The organism is Litorihabitans aurantiacus, assembly GCF_030161595.1.
Lineage (GTDB): Bacteria > Actinomycetota > Actinomycetes > Actinomycetales > Beutenbergiaceae > Litorihabitans > Litorihabitans aurantiacus.
Genome location: NZ_BSUM01000001.1, coordinates 1,328,980 through 1,342,521 on the forward strand (window position 1 = coordinate 1,328,980; position 13,542 = coordinate 1,342,521).

Annotated in this window: 14 protein-coding genes; all 14 read right to left on the bottom strand. The window is 73.7% G+C overall.

Annotated features, from left to right (window positions below):
• Positions 1-13 precede the first annotated feature (13 nt).
• Positions 14-1,231, bottom strand: a complete 1,218-nt coding sequence (coaBC, locus tag QQK22_RS06255; protein ID WP_284252584.1) for a bifunctional phosphopantothenoylcysteine decarboxylase/phosphopantothenate--cysteine ligase CoaBC — start codon at positions 1,229-1,231, stop codon at positions 14-16.
• A gap of 4 nt (positions 1,232-1,235) precedes the next feature.
• Positions 1,236-1,499, bottom strand: a complete 264-nt coding sequence (rpoZ, locus tag QQK22_RS06260; protein ID WP_284250163.1) for a DNA-directed RNA polymerase subunit omega — start codon at positions 1,497-1,499, stop codon at positions 1,236-1,238.
• Positions 1,500-1,567: 68 nt separating this feature from the next.
• Positions 1,568-2,149 (bottom strand): guanylate kinase, encoded by a 582-nt coding sequence (gmk, locus tag QQK22_RS06265; RefSeq protein ID WP_284250164.1) that lies wholly within the window; start codon positions 2,147-2,149, stop codon positions 1,568-1,570.
• A gap of 13 nt (positions 2,150-2,162) precedes the next feature.
• Complete coding sequence (gene mihF / locus QQK22_RS06270) at positions 2,163-2,474, bottom strand: integration host factor, actinobacterial type (protein ID WP_284250165.1); 312 nt, start codon at positions 2,472-2,474, stop codon at positions 2,163-2,165.
• A gap of 141 nt (positions 2,475-2,615) precedes the next feature.
• On the bottom strand, positions 2,616-3,455 hold the full coding sequence (locus QQK22_RS06275) for a tyrosine-protein phosphatase (RefSeq protein WP_284250166.1): 840 nt from the start codon (positions 3,453-3,455) through the stop codon (positions 2,616-2,618).
• On the bottom strand, positions 3,452-4,351 hold the full coding sequence (gene pyrF / locus QQK22_RS06280; RefSeq protein WP_284250167.1) for an orotidine-5'-phosphate decarboxylase: 900 nt from the start codon (positions 4,349-4,351) through the stop codon (positions 3,452-3,454). Before pyrF ends, QQK22_RS06275 begins: the two co-directional genes overlap by 4 nt.
• Positions 4,348-7,680, bottom strand: coding sequence for a carbamoyl-phosphate synthase large subunit (carB, locus tag QQK22_RS06285; RefSeq protein ID WP_284250168.1), 3,333 nt, complete (start codon positions 7,678-7,680; stop codon positions 4,348-4,350). The genes pyrF and carB overlap by 4 nt, the downstream gene beginning before the upstream one ends.
• The gene (gene carA, locus QQK22_RS06290; protein ID WP_284250169.1) at positions 7,680-8,873 is read right to left on the bottom strand and encodes a glutamine-hydrolyzing carbamoyl-phosphate synthase small subunit; all 1,194 of its coding nucleotides are present in this window, start codon (positions 8,871-8,873) and stop codon (positions 7,680-7,682) included. Before carA ends, carB begins: the two co-directional genes overlap by 1 nt.
• Positions 8,870-9,382: a PH-like domain-containing protein gene (locus QQK22_RS06295; RefSeq protein ID WP_284250170.1), complete on the bottom strand. Its 513-nt coding sequence runs from the start codon at positions 9,380-9,382 to the stop codon at positions 8,870-8,872. Before QQK22_RS06295 ends, carA begins: the two co-directional genes overlap by 4 nt.
• Complete coding sequence (locus tag QQK22_RS06300; protein ID WP_284250171.1) at positions 9,379-10,704, bottom strand: dihydroorotase; 1,326 nt, start codon at positions 10,702-10,704, stop codon at positions 9,379-9,381. The genes QQK22_RS06295 and QQK22_RS06300 overlap by 4 nt, the downstream gene beginning before the upstream one ends.
• Positions 10,704-11,666: an aspartate carbamoyltransferase catalytic subunit gene (locus QQK22_RS06305; RefSeq protein WP_284250172.1), complete on the bottom strand. Its 963-nt coding sequence runs from the start codon at positions 11,664-11,666 to the stop codon at positions 10,704-10,706. Before QQK22_RS06305 ends, QQK22_RS06300 begins: the two co-directional genes overlap by 1 nt.
• On the bottom strand, positions 11,666-12,265 hold the full coding sequence (gene pyrR / locus QQK22_RS06310) for a bifunctional pyr operon transcriptional regulator/uracil phosphoribosyltransferase PyrR (RefSeq protein WP_284250173.1): 600 nt from the start codon (positions 12,263-12,265) through the stop codon (positions 11,666-11,668). The genes QQK22_RS06305 and pyrR overlap by 1 nt, the downstream gene beginning before the upstream one ends.
• A 64-nt stretch (positions 12,266-12,329) precedes the next feature.
• Positions 12,330-12,788: a transcription antitermination factor NusB gene (nusB, locus tag QQK22_RS06315; protein WP_284250174.1), complete on the bottom strand. Its 459-nt coding sequence runs from the start codon at positions 12,786-12,788 to the stop codon at positions 12,330-12,332.
• Between the two features lie 24 nt (positions 12,789-12,812).
• Positions 12,813-13,370: an elongation factor P gene (gene efp, locus QQK22_RS06320; protein WP_284250175.1), complete on the bottom strand. Its 558-nt coding sequence runs from the start codon at positions 13,368-13,370 to the stop codon at positions 12,813-12,815.
• Between the last annotated feature and the right edge of the window lie 172 nt (positions 13,371-13,542).

Sequence of the window (13,542 nt, forward strand, 5' to 3'; positions counted from 1 at the left end):
CCGACAGCGACTTTCAGCTGTGCAGACGTCCCACGATGAGGTCGACCAGGCCGTGCGCGACGTCGGCCTTCGAACCCTGCGCCCGGCCCACCTCGGCGCCGCTCGCATCGAGCACCACGACGGCGTTGGGGACGTCACCGAAGCCCTCGTGCTCCCCCACGACGTTGACGGCGAGGAGGTCGGCACCCTTCCGGATTGCCTTGTCCCGGCCGTGGGCGGCGGCGTCCTGGTGCGCATCACCCGTCTCGGCCGCGAACCCGACGATCGTCTGACCGGGTCGGCGCGTGGCGACCAGCCCGGCGAGCACGTCGGGGTTCTCCACGAGCGTGAGCGTGAGGTCGTCCCCGGTCTTCTTCAGCTTGGCCGTCCCGGCGCTGGCGGGCCGGTAGTCGGCGACGGCGGCGGCCATCACCACGACGTCGGCGTCCGCGGACCGCTCGGTCATGACGCGGGCGAGCTCGAGCGCGGTGCCGACCCGCACGACCTGGTGCGCGACGCCGTCGAGCGGGATCTCGACGTGGGCCGCCACCAGCGTGACGTCCGCGCCGCGCGCCGCCAGGGCGTCCGCGACCGCCAGGCCCTGCCGACCGGAGGACCGGTTGCCCAGGAAGCGGACCGGGTCGAGGGGCTCGCGGGTTCCGCCGGCGCTGACGACGGCGCGCACACCGGCGAGATCCGCGGCCGTCCCGGCACCGTCGTCGACCCCGTGCCCGACGAGCGCCAGCGCGGCGGTGGCGATGGCGCCGGGTTCGGGCAGGCGACCCGGCCCGGAGTCGGCACCGGCCAGCCGGCCCGAGTCGGGGTCGAGCACGTGCACGCCCCTCTCGCGCAGCAGGGCGACGTTGGCCTGCGTAGCGGGGTGCAGCCACATCTCGGTGTGCATCGCCGGGGCCACCAGCACGGGGCAGGTGACCGTCAGCATCGTGGCGGTGAGGAGGTCGTCCGCCCGCCCGTGGGCGAGGCGGGAGAGCAGATCGGCGGTCGCCGGCGCGATCACGGCGAGCTCGACGCTCCGGCCGAGGTGGACGTGCTCCACCTCGGCGGCGTTCGTCCACACGTCGGTGCTCACGCGGTGACCCGCGAGGCCCTCCCACGTGGGACGGCCCACGAACTCCAGCGCGGAGTCCGTGGGGACCACGTGCACGTCGTGCCCGGCCTCGGCCAGCAGCCGCAGCAGGTGCACCGCCTTGTAGACGGCGATGCCCCCGCTGACACCGAGCAGGACGCGCAGGGTCCTACTCCTCGTCGGAGGAGTAGGAGAGCAGACCCTTGTTGATCTCGCGCATCGCGATGGACAGGGGCTTCTCCTGCGGGCGGGTCTCCACCAGCGGGCCGACGTACTCGAGCAGGCCCTCGTGGAGCTGCGCGTAGTAGGCGTTGATCTGACGGGCGCGCTTGGAGGAGTACAGCACCAGGGCGTACTTGGAGTCGGCGACCTCGAGCAGCTCGTCGATGGGCGGGTCGGTGATGCCCTCGGGCTCGGCGATGGTTCCGGACATGGGTGGATCCTTCCAGCGGGGGTGACAGCCTCCCACCCTAGCAGCGGGGCTGCGGATCGGGCGGCAGGTCAGGGCTGCATCAGCGACGCGAGCTCGTCGGTGGCGCGGGCCACCGTGTCGTTGACGACCACGTGGTCGAACTCGCGCTCGGCGGCGAGCTCGACGCGCGCCGTCGCGAGGCGCCGCTCGCGCTCCTCCTCCGACTCGGTGCCGCGACCGACGAGGCGCTGCACCAGGTCCTCCCAGGTCGGCGGCGCGAGGAACACGAACCGCGAGCCCGGCATGGTTTCGCGCACCTGCCGCGCACCCTGCAGGTCGATCTCCAGGAGAGCGGGGACGCCGGCTGCGAGCTGCTCCTCGACCGGTCCGCGCGGCGTGCCGTAGCGGTGCCGGCCGTGGACGACCGCCCACTCCAGCAGGTCGCCACGCTCGATCATCGCGTCGAACTCGGCCTCGTCCACGAAGAGGTAGTGCACGCCGTCGACCTCGCCCGGGCGCGGGGCGCGCGTGGTCGCGGAGACGGAGAGCCAGATGTGGGGGTAGCGGGCCCGGATGTCGGCGGAGACGGTGCCCTTGCCGACGGCGGTCGGCCCCGCCAGGACGGTCAGGCGCGGGATGCCGGTGCCGGCGGCGGTGGTCGGCTGTGACACCTCGGCTGCCACCTCAGCCGAACCGGGAGACGAGGGCGTCACGCTGGTGCGGGCCGAGACCGCGCACGCGGCGGGTCTCGGCGATGCCGATCTCCGCCATGATCTGCCGGGCGCGCACCGGCCCGACGCCAGGGAGCGCCTCCAGGAGCGCGCTCACCTTGAGCTTGCCGATCGCGTCCTCGTTCTCGGCGGCCTCCAGCACGCTGGAGAGCGAGGCCCCGGAGTACTTCAGCCGGTTCTTGACCTCGGCTCGGGTGGCTCGGGCCTGCGCGGCCTTCGCGAGCGCGTCGGCGCGCTGCTGCGGCGTCAGTTCGGGAAGTGCCACCGGGAGTTCTCCTGACTGCTGGACGGGGTGCTACTGCAACCTAGTCGGACCGGGTCGCGGCGGGCAACGCAGGTGCCCCGGCCGTGGGCCTCACCACACCGGCGACGCACCGAGGCAGCGCGAGCCGCCGGTGCGGCCCGATCACGGCGCGAGCCGCGACCGCAGCCGCTCGAGGTCGTCGGCCTCCAGGCCCGCGTCCCGGGCGAACGCCACGAGATCGCCGTGACGCTCGATGACGTCCGCGAGCGCGCCGCGCAGCGAGTCGACGTCGACGCCGAAGATCGGTGCGAGGAGCTCCGGGTCGATCCCCGGAACGGCGGGGACGACGGCGCGCTGGGCGGCGGCCGCGTGGGTCGAGTAGGCGAAGTCGGCCTCGACCGCCGCGGTGTCCGCTCCCGCCAGCAGCGCGGCGAGGGCCACGAGCACACCGGTGCGGTCCTTCCCCGCCGAGCAGTGCACGACGACGCCGCCCTCGGCCCGCGCGAGGACCGTCAGGGCCCGCCCGAGCTGGGCGACGGCGTCGGGCGCCGTGACGATCTCGCGGTAGACCTCCGCCATGAGGTCGTGGGCGAACCCCGGCCGCTGGACGAGCTCCACGAAGCGCGCCATGGCTGCGGGGTCGCTCCCCCGGCCGGCGATCTGGCCCGCCAGGGCACCCCCGGGAGTGATCGGGAGGCGGTGCACCGTGACGCCGGGCGGGACGGCGTCGCCGCCCTGGTTCTCGGCCTCGAGGTCGCTGCGCAGGTCGACGACGTCGGTCACGCCGAGCTCCACGAGCCGGTCGCGCCCGGTCTCCGTCAGACCCACCAGCGCCGCGGTGCGCAGCAGGACGCCGGGTCGAAGACCGGTGAGCGTGGCGGCGTCCCGAGCGTTCCACGTGCCCTCGATCCCCAGGGAGAGGCCGCGGGGATCGAGCTCGGCGGGGTCCAGGTGGTCGAGCGGACCCGCGGCACCCGCCGCGTCGCCGCCGGGGCCGCTCACGACCCGCCCTCCTCGATCTCGCGACGGGCGCGCTGCGCCGCGGCGGCGAGCGCGCCGCCGTCGGGGCCCGCGCCGAGCACGCCGCGCGAGGTCGAGGGCAGGCAGAACGGGAAGGCGCCACCGACGACGGCGCGCACGTCCGCCGCGGTCCCGCCCTGCGCGCCGAAGCCGGGGACGAGCAGCGGACCGGCCACCGCCTCGAGGTCGACGCCGAGCTCGCTCGCGGCGCCACCCACGGTCGCCCCGACGACGAGGCCCACGCTCCCCATCGCGGCGCCGGCCGCGACCTCGGCGGCGTTGTGCTGCGCGGCCGTGCGCGCGACGCGGGCGGCGACGCTCGTGCCGTCGGCCTCGCGCGCGTGCTGCACCTGTGCGCCCTCGGGGTTGGAGGTGAGGCACAGGACGAACACGCCGCGACCGTTCGCGGCGGCGGTCGCGAACGCCGGGGCGAGCGAGGAGGTGCCGAGGTAGGTCGAGAGCGTCACGGCGTCGCCGGCCAGCGGCGAGCCCTCGCGCAGGTAGGCGTCCGCGTAGCCCTGCATCGTGGAGCCGATGTCGCCGCGCTTGGCGTCGACGATGCTCAGGCCCCCGGCGGCGCGCACGGCCGACACGACCTCCTCCAGCACCGCGAGACCGGCGGACCCGTGGCGCTCGAAGAACGCCGCCTGCGGCTTGATGACACCCGCGTGGGGTGCCAGGGCCTCCACGCTGCGGAGCGCGAACTCGCGCAGTCCCGCGACGTCGTCGCGCAGCCCCCACGCCGCCAGCAGCGCCGCGTGGGGGTCGATGCCGACGGCGAGGCGGCCGCGTGCGTCGATCGCCTCCGCCAGGCGATCGCCGAACGGGCGCGACGGTGTCCGACTCGCCGGGGCGGCGTCCGCGGTGCCGCTGCTCACGCCGGGACCGACGCGCTCGCCGCGAGGCTCTCGGCGCGCTCGGTGTTGAACTCCTGCAGCGAGCGCACGCCGAACGGTCCGCGGCGGATCGCCTCGATGCCGAGCACCGCGACCGCGAACTGCTGGATCGTGGTGACGATCGGCTTGTCGACGGCGGTCGTCGCCGTACGGATGTCGTAGCCGTCCGCGCGGGCACCCTGGCCGTTGGGGGTGTTCACGACCATGTCGATCTCGCCGGCGAGGATCTTGTCGAGCACGGTGCGCTCGCCGTCGGGCCCGGGGCCGTCGGAGGCCTTGCGCACCAGGGTGGTCTCGATGCCGTAGCGGCGCAGCACGTCGGCCGTGCCGGCGGTCGCGAGGATCTCGAAGCCGAGCTCCACCAGGCGCGCCACCGGGAACACGATCGAGCGCTTGTCGCGGTCGGCGACCGAGACGAACACCCGGCCCGACGTCGGCAGCCCGCCGTAGGCCGCGGCCTGCGACTTCGCGAACGCGAGCGGCACGTCGACGTCGAAGCCCATGACCTCGCCCGTCGAGCGCATCTCCGGGCCGAGCACGGTGTCGACGACGTCGCCGCCCGCCGTCCGGAACCGCTTGAACGGCAGCACGGCCTCCTTGACCGCGACCGGCGAGTCGGCGGGCACGCGGGCGCCGTCGAGTTCCGGCAGCGAACCGTCCGCGCGCAGCTGCGCGATGCTCTCGCCCGACATCACGCGCGCGGCGGCCTGCGCGAGCGGCACCCCGGTCGCCTTCGCCACGAACGGCACGGTGCGCGACGCGCGGGGGTTGGCCTCGAGGACGTAGAGCACGTCGGAGGACAGCGCGTACTGCACGTTGAGCAGTCCGCGCACGCCCACGCCGTGCGCGATCGCCTCGGTGGAGGTGCGGATGCGGTCGATCTCACGGCGCGAGAGCGTCACCGAGGGGAGCACGCACGCGGAGTCGCCCGAGTGGATCCCGGCCTCCTCGATGTGCTCCATGATCCCGCCGAGGTAGAGCTCGGTGCCGTCGTAGAGCGCGTCGACGTCGATCTCGATCGCCTCGTCGAGGAAGCGGTCGATGAGCACGGGGGCGGCGAACACCTGCGCGCCCTCACCCTCCACGGGCGTGGAGCGGCGCACGTAGTCGGTCAGCTGCTCGGCGTCGTAGACGATCTCCATGCCGCGGCCACCGAGCACGTAGCTCGGGCGCACGAGCACGGGGTAACCCACGCCGTCGGCGACCTCGAGCGCCTGCGGCAGCGACGTCGCGGTGCCGAACGCCGGCGCGGGGAGCCCGGCGGCGACCAGCACGCCGCCGAAGACGCCGCGGTCCTCGGCGGCGTCGATCGCCTCGGGCGGCGTGCCCCAGATCGGCAGCCCCGCCTTCGCGAGGCGGTCGGCCAGCGCGAGCGGCGTCTGACCGCCGAGCTGCACGATCACGCCCGCGACGGGTCCGACGGCGAGCTCGGCCTCGTAGATCTCCAGCACGTCCTCGAACGTCAGCGGCTCGAAGTACAGCCGGTCGGCCGTGTCGTAGTCCGTCGAGACCGTCTCGGGGTTGCAGTTGATCATCACGGTCTCGTACGTGCCCTTGAGCGCGAGGGCCGCGTGCACGCACGAGTAGTCGAACTCGATGCCCTGACCGATGCGGTTGGGGCCGGAGCCGAGGATCAGCACGGCCGGACGCGTCCGCGGCTGCACCTCGGTCTCGGTGTCGTAGGAGGAGTAGTGGTAGGGCGTGCGCGCCTCGAACTCCGCGGCGCAGGTGTCCACGGTCTTGTACACGGGGCGCAGGCCGTAGGCGTGCCGCACCTCGCGCACGGTCTCCTCGGCCAGGCCGCGGATCTCGGCGATCTGGGCGTCGGAGAAGCCGTGGCGCTTGGCGCGCCGCAGCACGTCGGCGCCCAGGGCGGGCGCGGCGGCCAGCTCGTCGGCGACCTCCTGCAGCAGCAGGAGCTGGTCCAGGAACCACGGGTCGATCGCGGTCGCCTCGAAGAGCTGCTCGACGCTCGCCCCGCCGCGGATCGCCTGCTGCACCTGCACGAGGCGGTCGGACGTCGCGACGCGCGCGGCGTCCAGGAGCGCCGCCGTGGCCGCCTCGTCCGGCACCGGACCGCGCCAGTGCAGCCCGGCGCCGGGCGTGTCGATCGAGCGCAGCGCCTTGTTCAGCGCCTCGGTGAAGTTGCGGCCCATGGCCATCGCCTCGCCGACCGACTTCATGGTGGTCGTCAGGCGGGCGTCGGCCGCGGGGAACTTCTCGAACGCGAACCGCGGGACCTTGACCACGACGTAGTCGAGCGTGGGCTCGAAGCTGGCCGGGGTCGAGCCGGTGATGTCGTTGGGGATCTCGTCCAGCGTGTAGCCGACCGCGAGGCGCGCGGCGATCTTCGCGATCGGGAACCCGGTCGCCTTCGAGGCGAGCGCGGAGGAGCGCGAGACGCGCGGGTTCATCTCGATGACGACGACACGACCGGTCTCGGGGTGGACCGCGAACTGCACGTTGCAGCCGCCGGTGTCCACGCCGACCTCGCGGATGATGGCGATGCCGACGTCGCGCAGCTTCTGGTACTCGCGGTCGGTCAGGGTCATGGCGGGCGCGACGGTGATGGAGTCACCCGTGTGCACGCCGACCGGGTCGAGGTTCTCGATCGAGCACACGACCACGACGTTGTCGGCGCGGTCGCGCATCAGCTCGAGCTCGTACTCCTTCCAGCCGAGGATCGACTCCTCCAGGAGCACCTCGGTGGTCGGCGAGTAGTGCAGGCCGGCGCCGGCGATCTGGCGCAGCTCGGCCTCGTCGTAGGCGATGCCCGAGCCGAGCCCGCCCATCGTGAACGAGGGGCGCACGACCATCGGGTAGCCCAGGTCGTCGGCCGCCGCGAGCACCTCGTCCATGGTGTGGCAGATCGAGCTGCGCGCCGACTCGGCGCCGCACCGCTCCACCACGCCCTTGAACTGCTGGCGGTCCTCCGCCAGGTGGATCGAGGCGATGTTCGCCCCGATGAGCTCGACGCCGTGCTCCGCCAGCACCCCGGCCTCGTCCAGCGCGATGGCCGTGTTGAGCGCCGTCTGGCCGCCGAGCGTCGGCAGCAGCGCGTCGGGCTTCTCCTTCGCGATGATGCTCGCCACCACCTCGGGGGTGATGGGCTCGACGTAGGTGGCGTCGGCGAACTCCGGGTCGGTCATGATCGTGGCCGGGTTGGAGTTCACGAGGATGACGCGCAGGCCCTCCTCGCGCAGCACGCGGCACGCCTGGGTGCCCGAGTAGTCGAACTCGGCGGCCTGGCCGATGACGATCGGGCCGGACCCGATGACGAGGACCGAGCGCAGGTCCGTACGGCGGGGCATCAGGCGTTCTCCTTGGCGTTCGTGCCGGCGGTGCGGGAGCGGGTGATGAGGTCGAGGAAGCGGTCGAAGAGATAGGCGGCGTCGTGCGGGCCCGCGGCGGCCTCGGGGTGGTACTGCACCGAGAAGGCCGGCACGTCGAGGCACTCGAGCCCCTCGACGACCTGGTCGTTGAGACCGACGTGGGAGACGATCGCGCGGCCGTACCGGCCGCCGTCGTGGGGCGTGGTGAACTCCTCACCCAGCGGGGCGTCGACCGCGAAGCCGTGGTTCTGGGAGGTGATCTCCACCTTGCCGGTCCGCACGTCCTGCACGGGCTGATTGATCCCGCGGTGCCCGAACGTCAGCTTGTAGGTCCCCAGGCCCAGCGCGCGGCCGAGGATCTGGTTGCCGAAGCAGATGCCGAAGTAGGGCACGCGCGCGTCCAGCACCTCGCGCAGCAGCGCGACCTCGGCCTCGGCGGCCTCGGGGTCGCCGGGACCGTTGGAGAAGAAGACGCCGTCGGGCCGGTGCGCCGCGATGTCCGCGTAGGTCCCGCCCGTCGGCACGACGACCACGCGCAGCCCGCGCTCGGCCAGCCGCACCGGCGTCATCGTCTTGATCCCGAGGTCGACGGCGACGACGGTGCCCACGGGCTCCGAGAAGTCGCCGATGGGCTCGACCACGTAGGTCTCGGGCGTCGTCACCTCACGGGCGAGGTCGGACCCGGCCATCCGCGGCGCACTGCGCACGCGCTCGGCGAGCTCCTCGATCCCGGCCTGCCCGGGCCGCGCCGGGAGCGCGTCACCGGAGAAGATCCCGGCGCGCATCGAACCGGCCGAGCGCAGGTGCCGGGTGAGCCGGCGCGTGTCGACCTCGCTGATGCCGACGACGCCCTGCCGCTCGAGCTCGTCGTCCAGCGTCGCGGTCGAGCGCCAGCTCGACGGCGTGCGCGCGGGGTCGCGCACCACGTATCCGGCCACCCAGATCTGGCGGCTCTCGGGGTCGTCGGTGTTGACGCCGGTGTTGCCCACGTGCGGCGCCGTCATCACGACGATCTGGCGGTGGTAGCTCGGGTCGGTGATCGTCTCCTGGTACCCGGTCATCCCGGTGGAGAACACGATCTCGCCGAGCGTCTGCCCGCGCGCTCCCCAGGCGCGGCCCTCGGCGTGCGTGCCGTCCTCGAGCACGAGGAGGGCGAGGTCAGATCCGGTCATGCGGTTTCCTTCACGTCGGGGCCCGTGGGGGCGGGGGTGATCGCGTCGACGGCGGCGATCAGCGGATCGCGGTCGGCCGCGTAGCGGGTGCGGATGCCGGTGTCGAGAGCGCGGTCGCCGCGCTGCCAGCGGATGACGACGAGGCCCTGGCGGCCGGGCACCTTGCCGGCGATGCCGTTCTCGCGCCGGGCGCCGCGCAGGTCGGCGGTGGGGATGGCGACGTCGGGCGCGCCGCGGCGCCGCAGCCACACGCCGTCGGGCGCGACCTCGACGCGGACCGCCGAGCGGACGCCGAGACCGTCGGCCGCGATGCGGTCGAGCCACTCCCCCGCCGTCGTGGAGGAGACGTAGACGCCCTCGACCACGAGCGTCGGGGCGGCGGCGGGTTCGACGGCGGGCGCGGCCACGCCCGCGGTGCGGCGGGCGCGGGCGCGCCAGCCGAGCCACATGAGGCCCAGGAGGGCGAGGCCGATGAGCGCCAGGAGCGCGACGGCGACCGGCCGGCTCACGCGCGGGCCCCGGTGGCATCGGCGTGCGGGACGGCGACGCCGTCGGCGATCGTGGCGCGCCCGCGCAGGAAGGTCCACCGCACCTGCCCGGGGAGCTCGCGGCCCGCGAACGGCGAGTTGCGGCTCGCGGTCTCCTGCACGCGAGGGTCGACCGTGCGGCGGGCGGCCGGATCGATCAGCACGAGGTTCGCGGGCTCGCCGACGGCGATCGGTCGCCCGTGGTCGGTGACGCGACCGATCCGCGCGGGGGTGTGCGAGAGCACGCGCGCGACATCGGCCCAGGTGAACGCACCGTCCTCGACCATGACCTGCTGCACGACGGACAGGCAGGTCTCCAGACCGGTCATGCCGAACGCCGCGGCGGCCCACTCGCAGTCCTTGTCCTGCACGGCGTGCGGGGCGTGGTCGGTGGCCACGACGTCGATCGTCCCGTCCGCGAGTCCGGCGCGGACGGCCTCGACGTCCTCGGCGGTCCGCAGCGGCGGGTTCACCTTGTAGACGGGGTCGTAGGTGCGCGCCGTCTCGTCGGTCAGGAGCAGGTGGTGCGGCGTCGCCTCGGCCGTGACGGCGATCCCGCGGGCCTTGGCCCACCGGATGATCTCGACGCTCCCGGCGGTCGAGAGGTGCTGCACGTGCAGCCGGCCGCCGACGTGCTCGGCGAGCAGCACGTCGCGCGCGATGATCGCCTCCTCCGCCACGGCGGGCCAGCCGGTCAACCCGATCTCGGCCGACACGACGCCCTCGTGCATCTGGGCGTCCACCGTCAGGCGCGGCTCCTGGGCGTGCTGCGCGACGACGCCGTCGAACGCCCGGGTGTACTCCAGGGCGCGGCGCATGAGGACCGGGTCCCAGACGCACTTGCCGTCGTCGGAGAAGACCCGCACGGCGGCGGCCGAGGTAGCCATCGCTCCGAGCTCGGCCAGGCGCTCGCCCGCGAGCCCGACCGTCACGGCCCCGACGGGGCGGACGTCGGCCCATCCCGCGTCGCGGCCCAGGCGCCAGACCTGCTCCACGACCCCGGCGGTGTCGGCCACCGGCGCGGTGTTGGCCATGGCGTGCACGGCGGTGAACCCGCCGGCCGCGGCGGCCCGCGTGCCGGACTCGACCGTCTCCGTGTCCTCGCGGCCGGGCTCGCGCAGGTGGGTGTGGAGGTCGACCAGACCCGGGAGGGCGACGAGGCCGTCGGCGTCGACGCGCACGTCGCCCGAGCCCGCCTGCGCGGCGGCGTCGGCGCCCAGCGCGACGATCACGCCGTCGCGCACGAGGAGGTCGGTGCGCTCGCCGCCGAGCGGTGAGGCGGAACGGATGAGGTGACCGGACATCAGGCAACTCCTTCGCCCGCGAGGTCACCCGCGAGCAGCGTGTACAGGACGGCCATGCGGACGGAGACGCCGTTCGCGACCTGCTCCACGACCGTGGAGCGGGGCGAGTCGGCGGCCTCGGCGGAGATCTCCAGACCGCGGTTCATGGGTCCGGGGTGCAGCACGAGGGCGTGCGGCGGGAGGCGGTCCACGCGCGCGGCGTCGAGGCCGTAGCGGCGCGCGTACTCGCGCTCGGAGGGGAAGAACCCGCTCGTCATGCGCTCGCGCTGCACGCGCAGCATCATGACGGCGTCGACCTCGCCCTGGACGTCGCCCACCAGGGCCGCGTCGAGGTCGCTCGAGACCTCGCACCGCCAGGCGCCGACGCCGATCGGCAGCAGCGTGGGCGGCGCCACGAGCGTGACGCGCGCGCCGAGCGTGGCGAGCAGGTCGACGTTGCTGCGGGCGACGCGCGAGTGGAGCACGTCACCGACGACCACGACGTGCCGGCCCGCGAGGTCGCCCTCGCCGCCCGAGAGGTGGCGGCGCAGCGTGAACGCGTCCAGCAGCGCCTGCGTGGGGTGCTGGTGCATCCCGTCGCCCGCGTTCACCACGGGGGTGTCGATCCACCCCGCGTGGGCCAGCCGGTGCGGGGCGCCGGAGGCGGGGTGGCGCACCACGACGGCGTCGGCCCCGATCGCGCGCAGCGTCTGCGCGGTGTCCTTGAGCGACTCGCCCTTGGACACGCTCGAACCCTTGGCCGAGAAGTTGATGACGTCGGCCGAGAGCCGCTTGGCCGCGGCCTCGAACGAGATCCGGGTGCGCGTGGAGTCCTCGAAGAACAGGTTGACGATCGTCAGGCCGCGCAGCGCGGGCAGCTTCTTGATCGTGCGCGACTGGGTCTGCGCCATCGCCTCGGCGGTGTCGAGGAGGGCGACGGCGTCGGCCCGCGACAGATCGGCGGTGCTGAGCAGGTGGCGCATCAGCGGGTCGCCCTCCTGGCGTCGGTGGCGGAGTCCGTCGCGACGGCGTCGCTGATCGTCACCGCGTCCTGCCCGTCCACCTCGACGAGCTGGACCCCGACGCGCTCGCTCGTGGCCGTCGGCAGGTTCTTGCCGACGTAGTCCGCGCGGATCGGCAGCTGCCGGTGCCCGCGGTCCACGAGGGCGGCGAGCTGCACGGTCCGGGGGCGGCCGAGGTCGGCCAGCGCGTCGAGCGCGGCGCGCACCGAGCGGCCGGAGTAGAGCACGTCGTCGACCAGCACGACGTTCTTCTCGTCGATGCCGCCCTCGGGCAGCCGCGTGGGGGTGAGACCGCGCGTCGGGCGGCGGCGGATGTCGTCGCGGTAGAGCGTGATGTCGATCTCGCCGACCGGGACGGCCGGGCGCTCGCCGTCGCCCTCCGCGCGGGCGATGCGCTCCGCGAGGCGGGCGGCGAGCGGGACGCCGCGGCGCGGGATCCCCAGGAGCACCAGGTCGGCGCTGCCGCGGTTGCGCTCGAGGATCTCGTGGGCGATGCGGGTGAGGGCGCGCGAGATCTCGTCGGTCTCGAGCACCACACGGGTCGTGTTCAGGTCGGGCACGGCTGCCTCCTTCCCCGCCTCACGGGACGGGCTTAAAGGTGGAGTTGGTGGTGGTGCGTCCAGGCTACTGCGGCACCTCGGGTGCTGCGGTCGCGTCCCGCAGGGCGGGCGCGTGGCGCTGGAGCTGGCCCAGCAGGCCGTTGACGAAGGCGGGCGACTCGTCGGTCGAGAGCTCGGCCGCGAGGTCCACGGCCTGCTCGACGGCGACGGCGTCGGGCACGTCGTCGTTGTACAGCAGCTCCCACGCGCCGATCCGCAGGAGCGCGAGGTCGACGGCGGGCATCCGCTCCAGCGTCCAGGAGTGGGAGTAGGACTCGAGCAGCTCGTCGATGCGCGCGAGGTGCTCGGCGACGCCCTCGACGATCTCGGCGGCGTAGGTGCGCATCGGCTTGAGGCCGCTGGGGTCCGCCATGCGCTGCGCGAGGAGGTCGATCATGGCGACGCCGTCACCGGCGCGGCGGCGCTGGTCCGCCTCGAAGAGGAGGTCCAGCGCTCGCCGGCGGTCCTTGCTGCGGTCGGGCACGGGTGCGGGTGTCCGAGCCGGTGCTCAGGCGCGGCCGAGGTAGGCACCCGTGCGGGTGTCGACCTTGACCTTGGTGCCGATCTCGACGAACAGCGGCACCTGGATCTCCGTGCCCGTGTCGATGGTGGCGGACTTGGTGCCCGCGTTCGAGCGGTCGCCCTGGAGGCCCGGCTCGGTGTAGGTGACCTCGAACACGATCGAGGCGGGCAGCTCGACGTAGAGCGGGTTGCCCTCGTGCAGCGCGACGATGACCTCGGTGTTCTCCAGGAGGAAGCGCGCAGCCTCGCCGACGGTGGCCTCGGTCACGAAGATCTGCTCGTAGTCGCTCGAGTCCATGAACACGAAGGACTCGCCGTCCTTGTACAGGTACTGCATGTCGCGCTTGTCGACGTTGGCCGTCTCGACCTTGAGGCCCGCGTTGAACGTCTTGTCCACGACCTTGCCGGACAGGACGTGCTTGAGCTTGGTGCGCACGAAGGCCGGGCCCTTGCCGGGCTTGACGTGCTGGAACTCCACGACGCTCCAGAGCTGGTTCTCGAGGTTGAGAACCATGCCGTTCTTCAGGTCGTTCGTGCTGGCCACAGCGCATCCTCCGGATCGTGGGGCGCGGGCCCCGGTTCAGGTCTGGTCCCGACGGCGGCCGCGGCGACCGGGCACGAGGCGTGCGCGGGCGGGCCGGCGGTGTCGGGCGTGCCGCCGACACTTTACGGCATCGCGTCGTGTCGGGGACCTCACAGCACTCCCTGCGCGGCGC